The following is an 18327-nucleotide window of genomic DNA, read 5'->3' on the forward strand; positions in this document are numbered from 1 at the left end:
TAGCATTCCCAAAATCAGCAATCTAAATAGATAAAGTCATGAGCAAATATCAGTACGAAGACGCCGTTAAGCAACTCCAGGATTCTGGGAGTATTGGCTTGCAAGACTTTAAAAATCTTTCCTACGAAGATTTGAATGAACTTTTAGAAGAAATCAAAGTCTGGTGTCTCTACGCAAACGGCAAAGCAGACAAGCTGCCTAAAGAATCTAAAAAGAAAAAGAAAAAGAAAAAAGATTGAGGGTAAAGCGCTGCGGCTAATGCTTATTCGCTAACCCGCTCTTTAGGGAAGCGCAAAGTAAAGGTGCTACCCTTTCCAGCCGTACTTTCAATGACAAGTTGAGCTTGATGACGATTGGCAATATGTTTGACAATCGCCAAACCAAGTCCAGTGCCACCAGTATCCCTAGAGCGGCTTCTGTCTACTCGATAGAATCTTTCCGTCAAGCGCGGCAAATGCTCTGAAGAAATGCCTGGCCCCGTATCAGCTACAGAAAACTCTCCCTGTCCTTGTGGGTTCACGCTCCACTTGGCGCTGACCGATCCAACATCCGGTGTATACCGGATGGCATTGGATACTAGGTTGCTAAAGGCCGATAAGAGTTCACGCTCATCGCCCATTAATTTACAAGGAGTGGTGGTTTCAAAATTGAGCGCATGTCTTCCGTGCGACAAAGCTTCAGCATCATTTTTTAATAAAGCCATCATCGTGGGGATTTGCACGACCTGCATAGGCGCCGGCAAGGTATTAGACTCTAGATTTGCTAGGGTTAGCAGGTCCTCAACTAAGCTTTTCATACGCTGGGCTTGCGACATCATCATGTCGAAATACTGATCTCTCTGTGACTTTTCTAACTCAAGAGACTGGACGGTTTCTAAAAAACCCATCAATACTGTAATTGGCGTTCTCATTTCGTGAGAAACATTTGCCACGAAGTCACGCCGCATGGCATCTGCTTTTTGTAAATCGGTGACATCTTGCACTAATAACAGGTGACGCTTATCGCCAAAAGGAAAAGCCTGGATCATCAGGCTTAAATTCGAATCCGAACCCATTCTTTCGAGCAACAAAGGATCTTCAAATTGGCGTTTATTTAAATACTGCACAAACTCAGGGCGACGAATTAAAAAATTAATTCTTTGCAAGGCATCGCGCTTAAAGTTCAAACCAAAGAAGCGTTCAGCAATAGCATTGCACCATTCAATTTGATCTTGATCGTCCAGCATGACGATACCGTTTGGTGAAGCTTGAAAAGCTTCGATAAATCGATCATGCTGTTGTTCGGTGACTCTAATTTGCTGCTTCAGATTGCGCACCAGGCGTTGCAATCTGAAAAACACCTCTTCCCAAAATCCACTAGGCAGCGGCATCGACTCGACGGTGTCTGCTAGCACGCACTTGCGTAAGCGGGCCAAATTAATGTAGGAGTAAACCAGTGGAATGGCCAAAACAGCAATTCCAGCAGCAATGGCGATATTTTCACCCCAGTTGATCAGGGCGACGTAGGCGACAATAAATGCCAGGCAAACAATGAAGACGAATCTACTTAAAGCGGATAGCATGCCGCAATCTTAGAGCATTTGGGGTTTAAATGGAAAAAGCTCAAAAAGAGCTTAAGTCTGCGTGGGAGTCTTGGTAATACGATAACCACTCCCGCGAACTGTCTCAATATAGCGATCGCAATCCATGGGGGCTAAGGCAGCCCTCAATCGCTTGATATGAACGTCAACAGTGCGCTCTTCAATATAGACCTCATTGCCCCAAACCTTATCCAAGAGATTGGTCCGGGAATGAACGCGTTCTGGATTTGCCATGAAAAATTGTAAGATCCGATATTCAGTGGGGCCAAGGGGAATTGGTTTGGGCTCCACATTCGGCCAAACGGCCAATACACGATGCGAGACAGGGTCTAGCTGTAACGGGCCGATAGCAAGAGGACCGGTTTCCTCTACGGGCGTTTGGCGGCGTAATAAAGCCTTTACTCTAGCAACCAACTCTTTAGGGGAAAAAGGTTTGGTGACGTAATCATCAGCCCCCGAATCCAACCCCAGAACTTTATCGGACTCTTCACTTTTAGCTGTGAGCATCAGGATGGGTAAAAACCGTGTGCGCTCGTTGGCACGCAGCTCTTTGGCAAACTGCACGCCAGACTTACCTGGAAGCATCCAATCCAAAATCAATAAATTAGGAAGCTCATCGCGCATCATATTCAGCGCAACATCTGTTTGCATTGCCTTCTCAACCTCAAATCCAGAATGAGTAAGATTAATGGCGATTAATTCTGCGATCGAAGGCTCATCTTCAACAACCAATATGCGATGGGTCATGTTTAAGCCCCAATAATCACTTATTTGCCTCACGAACTAAATCCTCATGGGGGATGTGTCGAACATCAGATCCCTTAGCAATGTAGATCACAAACTCTGCAATGTTTTTTGCATGATCGCCAATGCGCTCAATCGCTTTGGCAATGGTCAACATATCCAATCCAGTGGTGATGGTGTGCGGATCTTCCATCATGTAGGAAATCAATTTACGAACGAAAGCACGGAACTCTTCGTCAATTTGGCGATCTTCCTCAACCACTGCTGCCGCAGCAATTGTGTCCAATCTAGCAAAGGCGTCAAGACTGCGACGTAGAAGTGAAATAGCCATTTGGCCAGACAATCGGATCTCTGCTACATTGATGTTGTGTGGAGCGCCAGCCTCAATCAAACGCTTCGTTCTTTTAGCAACGCGTTCTGCCTCATCGCCCGCCCTCTCAAGATTGGTGATTGCTTTAGACACAGCCATGACCAAACGCAAATCTCTTGCGGTAGGTTGACGACGCGCGATCAATTCAGTACAAGCTGAATCAATTTGAACTTCAAGATCGTTCACTAACTTTTCGTTTTGAATAACGACATTACAAGTTTCTAAGTCCATTTGCGTGAAAGCACGCATAGCAGTAGAAATCTGTGATTCAACTAAGCCACCCATTTCTAGCAAGCGGCTAGAAAGAGAATTTAAATCGGCATCAAATTGTGATGATAGGTGTTTATCTGGCATTGTTATCTCCAATTAACCGAAGCGGCCGGTAATGTAATCTTCAGTTTCTTTACGCTTAGGCTTAATGAAAATCTCATCAGTTTTGCCATACTCAATCAAGCTACCAAGATACATATACGCAGTGTAATCGGATACACGGGCAGCTTGTTGCATATTGTGCGTCACGATGGCAATCGTATATTCATGTTTTAACTCGTTAATTAACTCTTCAATTTTCCCTGTTGAAATTGGGTCAAGAGCAGAAGTTGGTTCATCCAACAAAATAACAGAGGGCTTGACTGCAACTCCGCGAGCGATACAAAGACGTTGTTGCTGTCCGCCTGAGAGGGATAAACCACTTTGGTTGAGTTTATCTTTTGCTTCATTCCACAAGGCAGCTTTATTCAAAGCCCACTCTACCCGCTCATCCATTTCAGAGCGAGAAAGCTTTTCATATAAACGAACACCAAACGCAATGTTCTCGTAAATTGACATAGGGAACGGTGTTGGCTTCTGAAAAACCATGCCAATTCGTGAGCGAAGCAAGTTTAAATCCTGTCCTGGCTCCAAAATATTTTGGCCATAAAAATTAATTTCACCTTCTGCACGCTGACCAGGATAGAGGTCATACATACGATTCAAAGTACGCAGTAAGGTCGACTTGCCACATCCTGAAGGTCCGATAAACGCAGTGACCTTACCCTCTTCGATATCCAAGTTAATATTTTTTAGGCCCTGGAAGGAACCGTAGAAAAAGTTTAAGTCACGCACCTCAATTGCGTTCTTAGCAGCTATCGGCTGCCCATTAGTTGCGACGTTCACACTACCCCCTTGACTATCGATCTGATTTAAGTCAAACATTGTTTTCATATTGGCCATCATGCCTGTACCTTTTCGCGGAACACTACTCGAGCTAAAATATTTAAGCCCAATACAGCAAAAGTAATCAATAACGAAGCACCCCACGCCAAACTGACCCAATTATCGTAAGGGCTCATAGCAAACTGGAAAATAGTCACTGGCAAATTTGCCATTGGCGCATTCATATTAGTTGAAAAGAACTGGTTATTTAAGGCGGTAAATAGCAATGGCGCTGTCTCACCGCTAATACGGGCTAAGGCCAACAAGATGCCAGTCATAATGCCGCTCTGTGCCGCTCTTAAGGTAATCATAAAGGCTACCTTCCACTTTGGTGCACCCAATGCATAAGCCGCTTCGCGCAAACTACCTGGAACTAGACGCAACATATTTTCAGTTGTTCGAACTACTACCGGTACTGCAATTAAAGCCAAAGCAATAGTTCCCGCCCAACCTGAAAAATGCTTTACTTGTGCAACAAAAAGCGCATAGACAAATAAGCCAATCACAATAGAAGGCGCGGACAACATAATATCGGTCACAAATCGTGTGACCCCAGCTATCCGACTTCTATCGCCATATTCTGATAGATATAAGCCAGCCAAAACTCCAACTGGAGTACTAATTAATGTACAACTAACAATCAACATCAAGCTACCAACTATTGCATTTGCTAAACCACCGCCCTCTGTGCCTGGTGCAGGAGTGCTTTGCGTAAACATATTGAGATTAATAGCCGAGAAGCCCTTAATAAACAACACGGATAAAATCCAAATCAGGAAAACCATGCCCAATACCATCGCGAACGAGGAAAGAATAAGGCCAATTTTATTGGTGCGTTTACGTTTAGCAAACACTGCTTGATCAATATTAACTATCTGACTCATGTCTTAACTCCCTGACTCTTCTCCATCCGAATCAGCATCCATTTTGCTAAAGCCAAAACAACAAATGTAATAAAAAACAGCGCCAAGCCTAAGGCAAATAATGAGGAGAAGTGGAGGCCAACCTCAGCCTCGCCAAATTGATTGGCCAAAGTAGAGGCAATCGAACTGCCAGGGGCAAATAAGGATGGTGAAATTCTGCTGGCGTTGCCGATCACAAAAGTTACGGCCATCGTTTCACCCAAGGCTCTACCCAATCCTAGCATTACGCCACCAATCACACCAGTCTTGGTGTATGGCAGCACAATATTACTAACCACCTCCCAAGTAGTGCAGCCGATGCCATAGGCTGACTCTTTTAAAACAGGGGGAACAATCTCAAATACATCGCGCATGACGGAGGCAATGAACGGGAGAATCATCATTGCCAGAATTAAACCGGCACACAACATACCGATGCCGTTAGTGGGGCCAGAAAATAAAATACCTAAAAAGGGAATTTTTCCTAAAGTTGCCTGAAGTGCTGGCTCAATATAGTCACCAAAAATGGGTGCAAACACAAAAAGGCCAAACATGCCATAAATGATGGATGGCACAGCTGCCAATAATTCAATCGCCGTGCCCAAGGGGCGCTTCAAATACCCAGGGCAAATCTCCGTTAAAAATACTGCAATGCCAAAACTGAGAGGAACTGCAATGACCAATGCAATCACAGAGGAAAGCAAGGTTCCATAAATTGCAATCAGACCGCCAAACTTGCCGTTAATAATGTCCCATTCATTGTCAAAGAAAAATTCAATGCCAAACTCATTGAGAGCAGGACCAGCATTGATAAACAATGAAACAATGATTCCCATCAGAGCAAAGAGCACTAACAGTGAGAAGAATTGCGTAACCGCATGAAACAGAAAATCTTGAATACGCTGCTTGCGAGCAATTCTGATTGCCTTGGCACTTGACAGATTCAGAGAGGCCGACGAGTTCATAATCACTTTTACGAAAAATTAAGAAAAAAGGCCCCAAAAATATTTGGGGCCAGCTTTGAAGAATTCAGGATTACTTAGCCTGCACTTGCGACCAGACACTCTTGCGAATGAAATCAGTCGTTTTGTCAGGCATTGCTACATAATCTAAATCTGCAGCCATTTTCTTGCCGTCCTTGAAACCATAATCAAAGAATTTTAATACTTCAGCAGCATTTGCTTTGTTCTCTGGCTTTTTGTAAACAACAACAAATGTAGCGCCAGTGATAGGCCAAGAGTTAGCACCAGGAGCATTAGTAATAAAAGTATTCATGCCTGGGAACTTAGACCAATCTGTACCAGCAGAAGCCGCAGCGAATGAAGTGGCTGATGGCTCAACAAACTTCTCTTCAGCATTTCTCATCTGGGTATAGCTCATATTGTTTTTCTTAGCATATGCATACTCTACATAACCAATGGAATTCTTGATGCGTGTTACGTTAGCTGAAACGCCTTCATTACCTTTGCCGCTAACAGTAGAGGCAGCCGGCCACTTTACAGCAGCACCAAAACCTACTGCATCTTTCCAGCTCTTATTTACTTTAGAGAGATAATTCGTAAAGATAGCTGTTGTACCAGAACCATCAGCACGAGTAACCACAGTAATATCGCCCGCAGGAATCTGCAAACCTGGATTCAACAAGGCAATGCGCTTGTCATTCCAGTTAGTCAGGGTGCCTTGGAAAATATCTGACAAAACATCACTAGATAGTTTTAACTGGCCTGGCTTGATGCCATCAATATTCACTACTGGCACTACACCGCCAATAATTGCTGGAAACTGAACCATGCCGCCCGCTTCTAACTCTTCAAAACTCAATGGGGCATCAGTCGCACCAAAATCGACTGTTTTTGCTTTAATTTGCTTAATACCACCGCCAGAGCCAATAGACTGATAGTTCAAGCTATTGCCTGATTTGGCTTTATAGGCCTCAGCCCATTTAGCTAAAACTGGGTAAATAAATGAGGAGCCAGCACCAGTCATCTCGGCTGCCATTGCGCCTGTGGTGATTGATAACGCAACCGCGCTAACAACTAATGCTTTTTTGAAGAATGATTTCATTTAATCTGTTCCTAGTGAAATAACGCAATGTCGCGATACTCAGAACAATACGGTTTATGTATGACCGTTTTATGACAAATCAGTCATAAATCAAATATCTTAATTCTTTCAATAACTTAGGAGCTATTTATGATTGGGCCATTGGTACCAAATCAGCGATGCTCTTGGCTGCTTGCGTGGCAGTATCAGCGTCTTTTGTTTCCACCATCACCCGCAGGAGGGGCTCTGTGCCAGATGTCCTAATGAGGACCCTGCCAACATCTTTAAGCTCTGATTCAACTTTGGCGATCTGCTTATTGAGGGCTTCGTCAGACTTCCAGTCGTAACCAGCCTTAAATTTGATATTGAGCAGCACTTGCGGAAAGATTTTTACTGAATCGAGTAATTGGGCCAGACTTTGCTTGTTTTGACTCATGGCAGCTAAGACCTGAAGTGCTGCAATCGTGCCATCGCCAGTGGAGTGTTGATCTAGGCATAACAAGTGGCCGGATCCTTCGCCGCCAATGATCCAACCTTTTTGTTTTAGCACTTCCAATACATAACGGTCACCCACCTTGGCACGCTCAAATCCGATACCCAAGCCCTTAATGGCGTTCTCAACCGCTAAATTCGTCATCAGGGTGCCAACCACTCCACCCAATGCTTGACCACGAGCGATGCGGTCTTTAGCGAGAACATAGAGGAGCTCATCACCATTAAATAATCTGCCGGTGGCGTCTACCATTTGCAGGCGATCAGCATCACCATCCAAAGCGATACCGAGATCAGCCCCAACTTCTTTGACTTTAGCAATCAGCGCAGCAGGTGCAGTGGCGCCACAGCCATCGTTAATATTGCGACCGTCTGGGCTCACACCAATGGAAATTACTTCGGCACCCAACTCATGAAATACCGGAGGCGCAGTGTGATACGCGGCACCATTGGCACAGTCGACTACCAACTTCAAACCTTTAAGATTGAGATCTCCAGGAAAAGTGGATTTACAAAACTCAATATAGCGACCAGCCGCATCATCCAGACGAAACGCCTTACCCAACTCTTTTGAGCTCACGCAACCCATCGGCTTTTCTAGTTCAGCTTCAATGGCTAACTCAAAATCATCCGATAACTTATCACCATTGGCTGAGAAAAACTTGATACCGTTATCTTGATAGGGATTGTGCGAAGCTGAAATCACCAAGCCAGCAGATAAACGTAAAGCCTTCGTGAGATATGCAACACCTGGCGTTGGAATCGGGCCGCACAGCATGACATCTACACCAGCAGCAGCAAAGCCAGCCTCTAAGGCAGCCTCCAATAAATATCCTGAAACACGAGTATCTTTGCCAATCAGAATCTTGCAACGCTCACCAGGTTTCGCGTCACGCGTTAATACTTTGCCAGCAGCATAACCAAGACGGGTCATGAACTCCGGAACAATCGGAAACTGCCCTACTTCCCCGCGGATACCATCAGTGCCAAAGTATTGTTTTTTCATGGGTTAATTATAAAACTTGTGAGTATTTAGTTGGCTATGTTGGTTTTGACTCTTAGAACTGAACCGCTTCCCAAAGCTTTAAGGCATCTACTGTCTCAGACACGTCATGCGCTCTGACAATCTTGGCGCCACGATCGGCCGCCATCACGGCAGCCGCAATACTGGCAGCAACACGCTCATTGGTTTCTTTTCCGGTGACTTTGCCCAACATCGACTTTCTAGAAACCCCAGCCAAGACTGGATAGTTGAGTTTTAAGAATAAGTCAAAATGGGCGAGCATTTGCAGGTTATGTTCCAGACTTTTACCAAACCCAAAACCAGGATCGATCGCAATACGATCTTTATCTATACCCGCATCCATCAGAGTGTCGGTTCGCTCTTGCAAAAAGGCAATCACTTCAGTCACAACATCTTTATATTCAGGATTAAATTGCATTGTCACGGGATCACGTTGCATATGCATGAGAACGATACCGCAATCACTGCTTTCCAAAACTGAGTTGATGGCACCCTCTTGGCGCAGTGCCCAAATATCATTGACGCAATCAACACCAGCTCTTAAAGCTTGACGCATTGTCTCTGCTTTATAGGTATCGATGGATAAAGCCACTCCGCAATGTTTGAGCGCTTCAATCACTGGCAACACACGATCTAACTCTTCTTGCAGGGCAACGGGTGTTGCTCCGGGCCGCGTTGATTCACCACCAATATCAATTATGTCGGCACCGCTCTTGATCATCAATTCTGCTTGAGCGATTGCATCTGTTGCTGTTCTGAATTTACCGCCATCAGAAAATGAATCTGGTGTGGCATTGAGAATACCCATCACTAATGGGCGCTTGCGTTTACTAAAATCAAAAAGAAAACGCCCGCAACGCCATGTTGCGGGCAGATTTGTATTCACCATACCAAGAGACTGGGTTTAGGCAGTCGCTGGTGCACTACCTGCCGCTGGACCTGGGGTACCGGCAGAGTTACCAAACTGCGTTGCAGGTGGTGGTGGCGGTATGCGTGGCGGGCGACCTTCCATGATGTCGGTGATCTGCCCTGCATCAATGGTTTCCCATTCCAGTAAGGCAGCCACCATAGCCTCAACCTTGTCACGATTCTGTTCAAGGATAGATCTAGCCAAAGCGTACTGACTATCAATCAACGAACGAATTTCAGCGTCTACTTTTTGCTGAGTCAACTCAGAAACAGTCTTAGTGCTGTTGCGACCGAAGATACTTTCTGATTCGGTATCAACATAGACCATCGTGCCCAAGCTATCACTCATACCGTAACGCGTCACCATGTCACGAGCCATTTTTGTAGCGCGCTCAAAGTCATTGGATGCGCCAGTACTCATGGAATGCAAGAACAACTCCTCAGCGGCACGACCACCAAACAAAATAGCCAACTCTTCCAACATGCGATCTTTGTAGAGGTTCACGCGATCAAATTCTGGAAGCTGCCAAGTAACGCCCAATGCCATACCGCGCGGCATGATGGTCACTTTATGAACGGGATCAGCTTTAGGTAAGACCTTTGCCACAACCGCATGGCCAGACTCGTGATACGCCGTATTACGACGCTCTTCTTCACGCATCACTGCAGACTTACGCTCAGGACCCATATAGATCTTGTCTTTTGCGTCTTCAAAGTCTTTCATATCGACTGCGCGCTTATTACGACGAGCAGCAAACAAAGCGGATTCATTAACGAGATTAGCTAAGTCAGCGCCCGAGAAACCTGGAGTACCGCGTGCCAGTACTGCTGCATCTACATCAGGATCAATAGGCACTTTACGCATATGCACTTGCAGAATCTGCTCACGACCACGAATGTCTGGCAAACCTACATGTACTTGACGGTCAAAACGACCTGGGCGTAACAAGGCTTTATCCAAGACATCTGAACGGTTGGTTGCAGCAACAACGATGACGCCGCTATTGCTTTCAAAACCATCCATCTCCACCAACATTTGATTCAGAGTTTGTTCGCGCTCATCATTACCGCCGCCCATACCGGCGCCACGATGACGACCTACTGCATCGATCTCATCAATAAAGATGATGCAAGGTGAATTTTTCTTGGCGTTCTCAAACATATCGCGCACGCGAGATGCACCGACACCAACAAACATTTCTACGAAATCAGAACCGGAGATTGAGAAGAAAGGTACTTTAGCCTCGCCAGCAATTGCCTTGGCAATCAAAGTCTTACCGGTACCTGGAGGACCTACGAGTAATACGCCGTGTGGAATGCGTCCACCAAGCTTCTGAAATTTCTGTGGATCCTTTAAGAACTCGACCAACTCAAAGACTTCTTCTTTAGCTTCATCGCAACCTGCAACATCAGCAAAAGTAATGGTATTACTATTTTCATCAATCAAGCGCGCTTTAGACTTACCAAAGGAGAATGCCCCGCCTTTTCCGCCGCCTTGCATCTGACGCATCATGAAGAACCAGAAACCGATAATCAATAAGGTTGGCCCGAGGTAATACAAAGCAGAAGTTAGCATGTTTGGCTCATCTTCAGCCTTACCAGTAACCTGCACGCCGTACTTCATTAGGTCGCCAACCATCCAAATATCTCCTGGGGAGATGAGGCTGTACTTATTGCCGTCTACAGGGGTAACCGTGAGATTAGATCTGCCCTGCACTTCAACGCGCCTAATTTTGCCAGCCTTGGCATCATCCATAAACTGGGAGTAAGTAACTTGAGTCTGCTCTTTTGGCTTATCAAACTGCTTAAAAACTGTAAACAGCACTAGGCCCACAATGAGCCATACACCGATTTTTTGGAACATATTGCTGTTCAAATTGAGTCCTTTGCCGGATTGGTCCGGGAGTTAAAGCGAATCGCTATACCTAAGTATTTGATTCTACTACTAGGCTTTTTCAAGACCTAATCGCATATTTATTTGATAAACCCTAGGTTTTAGGTGGGTATTGAAGCTTATTGGGCGCTTATTTGGGTGACTTTAGGTTTCTACCCAGCAAAAAGATTTCGGAAGAGCGTGCCCTGGAAGCTTTGGGCTTTTTAGAGGCAACGTTCTTAAAGACCTTCTTGAAGGATTCGACGATCTGACTGTAGCCACTACCGTTAAAGCACTTAATCAATAGAGCCCCTTCAGGCTTGAGATGCGCAAGTGCAAAATCGAGTGCTATTTCAGCCAAAAAGGCCATCCGTGCAGCATCTGCCACGCCTACTCCTGAGAGATTGGGGGCCATATCCGATAACACCAAATCAACCTTACCATTGGCGCCAACCGGCAAAAGCGCCTCAAGAGCCTTCAAGCCCTCGTCTTCACGAAAGTCGCCCTGGATAAAGCTCACATCAGCGATATCTTCCATCGGCAAGATATCGATCGCAATAATGGTGCCATCAGGCTTGCCAGATTCGATCTTAGGATTGCTTTTGCCGAGCTCCGTTAAACGATTGCGAGCGTACTGAGACCAACTCCCGGGAGCGCTGCCCAGATCCACGATGGTCATGCCCGCCTTGATGAGGTGATCTTCCTCATCAATCTCGCTGAGCTTATAGACTGCCCTAGCGCGATAGCCCTCTTTTTGAGCCATCTTCACATAGGGATCCTGTAAATGATCCTGCAACCAACTTTTATTGAATTTATTCTTTGCCACAACTTACCCACTTTCGCCGCCTATTTTCCCTGTTTCCGCCTCGTAAGGCAAAAGGAATCGACTCAAAAGCCAGTAAATACCGCACTAAGTTGCCCTTAAAGCCGGAATTTAGCTACTCCAATGCTCTATCATCGAGCCCATGACCGCACTTACTATCACCCCCACACAACGCAAAACCCTTAAAGGCGATGCCCACGACCTTAATCCAGTTGTCATGATTGGTAACGATGGTCTGACACCAGCTGTTATTAAAGAAGCCAAACTCGCTATTAGCCATCATGGTCTGATCAAGATCAGAGTTTTTGGTGATGATCGCGAAGCACGCATTGCGATCTACGAAGAACTTTGTGACAAACTCGACGCCGCCCCCGTTCAACATATCGGCAAATTACTTGTCATCTGGAGACCGAAGGATGAGCTTGAAGTAGAATCCACAAAACTCGGTAGATCTAGCAAGCAAACTAAAAAAACTTTGCAGGCACCGCGCACTAAACGCCAACCAAATCGTGAGTCGGCAAAAAATGGTATTCGCACCAGCACTTCAGAAAGATCTGATCGCCGCTCTGCTGCCACTAAATCTCCATTCGCCAGAGCTGCAGCAGTCAAGACAACATCAACAGCCGCGCCCAAGAAAAGAGTTCTGCGTGCAGATGCTGCTGAATCAAAGATTGGCTGGTCATCCCCCGGTTATAGAAAAGCTGTAGCTGCTCCAGCACCTGTCAAGAAACGTAAAGTGCGCATGAGTAGCACCAAAAAGAAATTGCTTGGCTCTTAACTAGAAATGGTTTTAGTCAACTAAAAAGCGCCTCTCGGGGCGCTTTTGTTTTATTGATTGCTTACTTCTTTAATGCTTTGTTGAATGACTTTTTTGAATTACTTTTTAGTGAGTCGCCACAGTAAAGCAATACCCAACACACTCTGAATCACAAACAGACTGCTCGATACGCCATGTAAGCGCGAGAACAAGGCTGCCGAGGAAGAAGCCATGACAGAGATGCTGTCAGCATTAGCCTGATCTCTTAAAGAACTCATCCAGGGAATCAACACAAGGCCTGCGCCAATGGCACAAGCGAGCATGGCCAGTAAGAGCCAGCGTATTAAGCGATATGCGTTTTCACCTTTAGACACTAAGAAGTTGGCGGTCACCATGAGAACAAGGCTGAGCGCAATGCTGAAATAGGCCTCGACCCGAAAGATATTGCCAGCAACAATGCCGGCAACTTGGCGATCACCTAAAGTGGAGAACAGAATGGGGGTGACCAAGTAAGCAACAGTGACAAATCCACCAACCCAAAGACCAGCAACAATAGTGAAGATGCGTTGCAAGCCCTGATGTTGCATTAGATGTAACGCACCGCAAGAATTTCTACTTCACGATTACCGCCTGGGGCTTGAACAGCTACTACATCGCCCTCTTCCTTGCCAATTAAAGCGCGAGCAATCGGAGAGCTAATCGAAATCTTACTAACGGCAATATCAGCTTCATCATCACCAACAATTTGGTAAGTAAATTTAGTGCCATCTTCTAAATCCTCAAGTTCGACAGTGGCGCCAAAAACGATGCGGCCCTCTACATCCAAAGATGCAGGATCAATAATTTGAGCAGCAGACAGCTTGCCTTCTAGATCTTGAATACGGCCTTCGATAAAGCCTTGCTTTTCTTTGGCGGCATCGTACTCAGCATTCTCAGAAAGATCGCCCTGTGCGCGTGCTTCAGAAATGGCAATGATGACGGATGGGCGTTCAACGTGTTTAAGACGGTGCAGCTCTTCCTTCAGAAGTTCTGCACCGCGCTTGGTAATTGGGACTGAGCTCATACTGCTAACCTAACCTAAATAACGATTCATGCGCAAGATCGCGCGTTGAAAACTCGATTTTAGATTAATTGAGCGTCCGATGTAAATTTTGTAAGGAATAGACCTCAAGCGAGTCTTTGCTACCGTCTTGAGACGCCATCAATCCATCCATCACAGCACGTGCGGCACTGATCGTTGTGTAATAGGTCACATTATTTGCCTGTGCACTAGTACGGATCGAGCGCGAGTCAGCAATCGCAGTACGGGTTTCATCCACAGTCGTAAAGACTAAAGAGATTTCCCCGTTCTTGATCAAGTCAACAATATGAGGACGACCGTCCTTCACTTTATTGACTACGCGAACGGGTAAGCCTGCAGCCTCAATCGCTGCTGCCGTTCCTTTGGTAGCAACCATAGGGAAGCCCAACTGATGCAAGAGCTTAGCCACTTCAACCGCTTTCGGCTTATCACTGTCTTTGACAGTTAAGACCACTGTGCCGCTCTTAGGTAACTTAATGCCAGCACCTAACTGGGATTTAAAGAGCGCCTCACCAAAGGTCTTACCAACACCCATGACCTCGCCGGTAGAACGCATCTCTGGTCCAAGGATTGGATCGATGCCTGGAAACTTATTGAACGGGAATACCGCCTCCTTCACTGAGAAGTACGGTGGCTTGACCTCAGTCTTGATGCCCTGCTGCTCTAAAGTCTGCCCAACCATACAACGCGCCGCAATCTTAGCTAGTTGCAAGCCAGTTGCTTTAGACACAAACGGCACAGTACGAGATGCGCGTGGGTTTACTTCGAGAACAAAGATCACATCTTTGCCATCCACATTCTGAATCGCAAACTGCACGTTCATCAAGCCAATGACGTTTAAGCCTTTGGCCATGGCTGCGGTCTGACGCTTAATCTCAGCCACGGTCTCATCCGAAAGTGAATATGGTGGCAATGAGCATGCGGAGTCACCAGAGTGAACACCAGCCTGCTCGATATGCTCCATCACACCGCCAATAAAGACCTGTTGGCCATCGCTAATACAGTCCACATCGCACTCAATCGCATCATTTAAGAAGCGATCTAGTAATACCGGTGAATCATGCGACACCTTCACAGCCTCGCGCATATAACGCTCGAGGTCACGGCCATCATGAACAATTTCCATAGCGCGACCGCCCAAGACGTAGGAAGGACGCACCACCAATGGATAGCCAATTTCTTCAGCAAGCACTAGCGCTTCATCTTCAGCGCGAGCCGTACGATTTGGTGGCTGACGCAAGTTCAAGTCCTGGAGCAACTTCTGGAAGCGCTCACGGTCTTCAGCAGCATCAATCATGTCTGGTGACGTCCCGATGATCGGAACACCATTGGCCTCAAGATCTAAAGCCAATTTCAAAGGAGTCTGGCCGCCGTACTGCACGATCACACCCTTAGGCTTCTCTTTGGCAACAATTTCCAATACATCCTCAAGAGTCAATGGCTCAAAGTACAAGCGATCGGAAGTGTCGTAATCGGTAGAAACAGTTTCTGGGTTGCAGTTGACCATGATGGTTTCATAACCATCTTCACGCATGGCCAAAGCAGCATGTACACAGCAGTAGTCAAACTCAATACCTTGGCCGATGCGGTTTGGGCCACCGCCAAGCACCATGATCTTGTCACGATTCGTTGGCTCTGATTCACACTCACCATGCTCTGCTTCATAAGTGGAATACAAATAAGCAGTATTGGTTGAGAACTCTGCAGCGCAAGTATCTACACGTTTATAGACAGGTACCACCTTCAAGCGATGGCGTGCAGCGCGTACAGAGGATGCATCAACGCCCAATAGTTTGGCTAAGCGGCGATCAGAGAAACCTTTTTGCTTCACAAAGCGTAGCTCAGCAGCAGACAAAGCATCAATCTTGCGCAGTTTTAATTCAGTTTCAATCGACACTAGCTCCTGAATTTGCTCTAAGAACCATGGATCAACCTTAGTCTCTGCATAAACCTCATCAAGGTCCATACCCATGCGGAAGGCATCACCCAAATACCAAATACGGTCTGGACCAGGCTCACCAATTTCTTGAATGATGTCATCCAGATCGGTCGAGAACTCATCTAAACCGTCAACGCCAACTTCTAAGCCGCGTAAAGCTTTTTGGAAGGACTCCTGGAAGGTACGGCCAATCGCCATTACCTCACCAACAGATTTCATCTGCGTCGTTAAACGAGAGTCTGCTTGTGGGAATTTCTCAAAAGCAAATCGTGGAATCTTTGTCACGACGTAATCGATGGATGGCTCAAAAGATGCTGGGGTTGCACCACCAGTAATGTCGTTCTTCAATTCGTCTAAGGTGTAACCTACGGCGAGCTTCGCCGCAATCTTGGCAATCGGGAAACCCGTTGCTTTAGAAGCCAAGGCAGACGAACGAGAAACCCTTGGGTTCATCTCAATCACGACCATACGGCCATCTTCTGGATTAATCGAGAACTGTACGTTTGAACCACCGGTATCCACACCAATTTCACGCAATACTGCGATCGATGCATTACGCATCAATTGATATTCTTTGTCGGTCAATGTTTGGGCTGGGGCAACGGTAATCGAGTCACCAGTATGAATACCCATTGGATCTAAGTTTTCGATTGAGCAAACAATGATGCAGTTATCAGCACGGTCACGCACCACTTCCATCTCGAATTCTTTCCAACCAAGGAGAGATTCTTCAATCAAGAGCTCGCGTGTTGGAGATAAATCCAAACCGCGTTTGCAAATCTCTTCAAACTCTTCACGGTTGTAAGCAATACCGCCGCCGGATCCACCCATGGTGAATGAAGGACGTATCACTACTGGGAAACCTAAGCTACCAGTCTCTACCTGAATGCGTTGTTGCACTTCATGCGCTTCTTCCATCGAATGCGCAATACCCGACTTCGCAGAACCCAGACCAATCTTGGTCATCGCATCTTTAAACTTCTGCCGATCTTCTGCTTTATCAATGGCTTCTGGTGAAGCGCCGATCAATTCACAACCGTACTTTTCTAAAATACCGTGACGATGCAAGTCGAGCGCACAGTTCAAGGCAGTCTGACCACCCATCGTTGGCAAAATGGCATCCGGTTTTTCAGTGGCAATAATGCGCTCAACTACTTCCCAAGTAATCGGTTCGATGTACGTCACATCAGCCATCTCAGGATCAGTCATGATGGTGGCAGGATTGCTGTTCACCAAAATCACTTTGTAACCTTCATCACGCAAAGCTTTACAAGCCTGCGCACCAGAGTAGTCAAACTCACAAGCTTGCCCAATCACAATCGGACCAGCACCGATAATTAAGATGCTCTTAATGTCGCTACGCTTAGGCATTATTTGCCCCCCTTCTTGCTAGCATTCATTAGCAGCACAAAACGATCAAATAAATAAGCAATGTCATGCGGACCAGGTGAAGCTTCCGGATGACCTTGGAAACACAATGCAGGTTTATCTTTCCAGGCAAGGCCTTGCAAAGATCCATCAAACAATGAAACATGTGTGACACGAATATTGTCTGGCAGAGTATTCGCATCCACTGCAAAGCCGTGATTCTGAGAGGTAATGGCTACGCGCCCAGTATCGAGATCCTTAACTGGGTGGTTTGCGCCATGATGACCAAACTTCATCTTCAAGGTTTTGGCGCCAGCAGCCAAGCCCATGATTTGATGGCCGAGGCAAATACCAAAAGTTGGTACGCCTTTTTCAATGATTTCTTTTGCAGCAGCAATCGCGTAATCGCAAGGACCAGGATCTCCAGGGCCGTTTGAGAAAAATACGCCATCAGGATTCATGGCCAGCACTTCAGCGGCACTTGTTTGTGCCGGCACTACGGTTAATTGGCAGCCACGTTCTGTGAGCATGCGCAAAATATTGCGCTTCACACCAAAGTCATAGGCAACGACTTTTTTCAGAGACTTACTGGTATCCAATGTTTTGTAGGCAGGCTTGTCATCAGCGCCATGCAATTCCCATTCAGCTTCACGCCACTCATAGGGAGTCTTGGTCGTAACGACCTTAGCCAGATCTAAACCAGCCATGCCAGGGAAGGCTTTTGCTAGCTCTAAGGCCTTTTTAGCCAAGGGTTCGATATCGTCGCCCAGTTTGCCGGCGACTACTGCGCCAGACTGAGCGCCTTTATCACGCAAGATGCGGGTGAGCTTGCGGGTATCAATCCCCGAAATCCCGACTACTCCTGCCTTGCTTAGATAGTCCTCAAGACTAGCTTCGGAGCGAAAGTTTGATACACGGCGTGGCAGATCTTTGATCACCAAGCCAGCAGCATGAATTTGCCCTGATTCGGCATCTTGTGCATTCACACCGACGTTACCGATGTGGGGATAGGTCAAAGTGACGATTTGGCGGGAATAACTTGGATCAGTGATGATCTCTTGATAGCCAGTAAGCGCAGTATTGAAAACAACTTCGCCAGCAGTTTCGCCAGGGGCGCCAATGCTAAAACCAGGAAATATAGTGCCGTCGGCTAGAGCCAACACGGCGGGGGGAAAAGAAGGAAGCAAGGGTGACAAACCATCTCCAGTCCCTGCTCCATCCGACGCTCA

Annotated in this window: 17 protein-coding genes; 2 read left to right on the forward strand and 15 right to left on the reverse strand. The window is 46.4% G+C overall.

Features of this window, described 5'->3' with window-relative positions; all coding sequences use genetic code 11:
- Positions 1–38 precede the first annotated feature (38 nt).
- On the forward strand, positions 39–239 hold the full coding sequence (locus ICN49_RS06635; protein WP_216166897.1) for a hypothetical protein: 201 nt from the start codon (positions 39–41) through the stop codon (positions 237–239).
- Between the two features lie 23 nt (positions 240–262).
- On the opposite strand, the gene phoR is transcribed toward ICN49_RS06635, so the two are convergent.
- From phoR to ICN49_RS06690, 11 genes are all read right to left on the reverse strand, one after another.
- Complete coding sequence (gene phoR / locus ICN49_RS06640) at positions 263–1561, reverse strand: phosphate regulon sensor histidine kinase PhoR (protein ID WP_216166898.1); 1299 nt, start codon at positions 1559–1561, stop codon at positions 263–265.
- 51 nt (positions 1562–1612) lie between these two features.
- Positions 1613–2326, reverse strand: coding sequence for a phosphate regulon transcriptional regulator PhoB (phoB, locus tag ICN49_RS06645; protein ID WP_216166899.1), 714 nt, complete (start codon positions 2324–2326; stop codon positions 1613–1615).
- A 16-nt stretch (positions 2327–2342) separates the two neighbouring features.
- Positions 2343–3047 (reverse strand): phosphate signaling complex protein PhoU, encoded by a 705-nt coding sequence (phoU, locus tag ICN49_RS06650; RefSeq protein WP_216166900.1) that lies wholly within the window; start codon positions 3045–3047, stop codon positions 2343–2345.
- Between the two features lie 12 nt (positions 3048–3059).
- Complete coding sequence (gene pstB, locus ICN49_RS06655) at positions 3060–3896, reverse strand: phosphate ABC transporter ATP-binding protein PstB (RefSeq protein WP_216861166.1); 837 nt, start codon at positions 3894–3896, stop codon at positions 3060–3062.
- Positions 3897–3904: 8 nt separating this feature from the next.
- Positions 3905–4771 (reverse strand): phosphate ABC transporter permease PstA, encoded by an 867-nt coding sequence (pstA, locus tag ICN49_RS06660; protein ID WP_216166901.1) that lies wholly within the window; start codon positions 4769–4771, stop codon positions 3905–3907.
- On the reverse strand, positions 4768–5754 hold the full coding sequence (gene pstC, locus ICN49_RS06665) for a phosphate ABC transporter permease subunit PstC (protein ID WP_216166902.1): 987 nt from the start codon (positions 5752–5754) through the stop codon (positions 4768–4770). Before pstC ends, pstA begins: the two co-directional genes overlap by 4 nt.
- Before the next feature lie 70 nt (positions 5755–5824).
- Positions 5825–6853 carry a phosphate ABC transporter substrate-binding protein PstS gene (gene pstS / locus ICN49_RS06670; RefSeq protein ID WP_216166903.1) on the reverse strand — a complete coding sequence of 343 codons (1029 nt, stop codon included), beginning with the start codon at positions 6851–6853 and terminating at the stop codon, positions 5825–5827.
- Positions 6854–6980: 127 nt separating this feature from the next.
- Positions 6981–8330: a phosphoglucosamine mutase gene (gene glmM / locus ICN49_RS06675; RefSeq protein ID WP_216166904.1), complete on the reverse strand. Its 1350-nt coding sequence runs from the start codon at positions 8328–8330 to the stop codon at positions 6981–6983.
- A 52-nt stretch (positions 8331–8382) separates the two neighbouring features.
- Complete coding sequence (gene folP / locus ICN49_RS06680; RefSeq protein ID WP_216166905.1) at positions 8383–9237, reverse strand: dihydropteroate synthase; 855 nt, start codon at positions 9235–9237, stop codon at positions 8383–8385.
- Positions 9238–9252: 15 nt separating this feature from the next.
- Positions 9253–11133, reverse strand: a complete 1881-nt coding sequence (gene ftsH / locus ICN49_RS06685; protein ID WP_216166906.1) for an ATP-dependent zinc metalloprotease FtsH — start codon at positions 11131–11133, stop codon at positions 9253–9255.
- Positions 11134–11281: 148 nt separating this feature from the next.
- Positions 11282–11956 (reverse strand): RlmE family RNA methyltransferase, encoded by a 675-nt coding sequence (locus ICN49_RS06690; RefSeq protein ID WP_216166907.1) that lies wholly within the window; start codon positions 11954–11956, stop codon positions 11282–11284.
- 139 nt (positions 11957–12095) lie between these two features.
- Here ICN49_RS06690 and ICN49_RS06695 point away from each other — a divergent pair, with 139 nt between their 5' ends.
- Positions 12096–12731: a YhbY family RNA-binding protein gene (locus ICN49_RS06695; protein WP_216166908.1), complete on the forward strand. Its 636-nt coding sequence runs from the start codon at positions 12096–12098 to the stop codon at positions 12729–12731.
- 98 nt (positions 12732–12829) lie between these two features.
- Here the strand turns inward: ICN49_RS06695 and ICN49_RS06700 are convergent, their stop codons facing one another.
- The 4 genes from ICN49_RS06700 to carA all read right to left on the reverse strand — a co-directional run bounded on the left by ICN49_RS06700 (position 12830) and on the right by carA (position 18285).
- Complete coding sequence (locus ICN49_RS06700) at positions 12830–13297, reverse strand: DUF4149 domain-containing protein (RefSeq protein ID WP_216166909.1); 468 nt, start codon at positions 13295–13297, stop codon at positions 12830–12832.
- Positions 13297–13773 carry a transcription elongation factor GreA gene (gene greA, locus ICN49_RS06705; protein WP_216166910.1) on the reverse strand — a complete coding sequence of 159 codons (477 nt, stop codon included), beginning with the start codon at positions 13771–13773 and terminating at the stop codon, positions 13297–13299. Before greA ends, ICN49_RS06700 begins: the two co-directional genes overlap by 1 nt.
- A 64-nt stretch (positions 13774–13837) precedes the next feature.
- Positions 13838–17101, reverse strand: coding sequence for a carbamoyl-phosphate synthase large subunit (gene carB / locus ICN49_RS06710; RefSeq protein WP_216166911.1), 3264 nt, complete (start codon positions 17099–17101; stop codon positions 13838–13840).
- Positions 17101–18285, reverse strand: a complete 1185-nt coding sequence (carA, locus tag ICN49_RS06715; protein WP_216167030.1) for a glutamine-hydrolyzing carbamoyl-phosphate synthase small subunit — start codon at positions 18283–18285, stop codon at positions 17101–17103. Before carA ends, carB begins: the two co-directional genes overlap by 1 nt.
- Between the last annotated feature and the right edge of the window lie 42 nt (positions 18286–18327).

The organism is Polynucleobacter finlandensis (genome assembly GCF_018881755.1).
GTDB classification, from domain to species: Bacteria; Pseudomonadota; Gammaproteobacteria; order Burkholderiales; family Burkholderiaceae; genus Polynucleobacter; species Polynucleobacter finlandensis.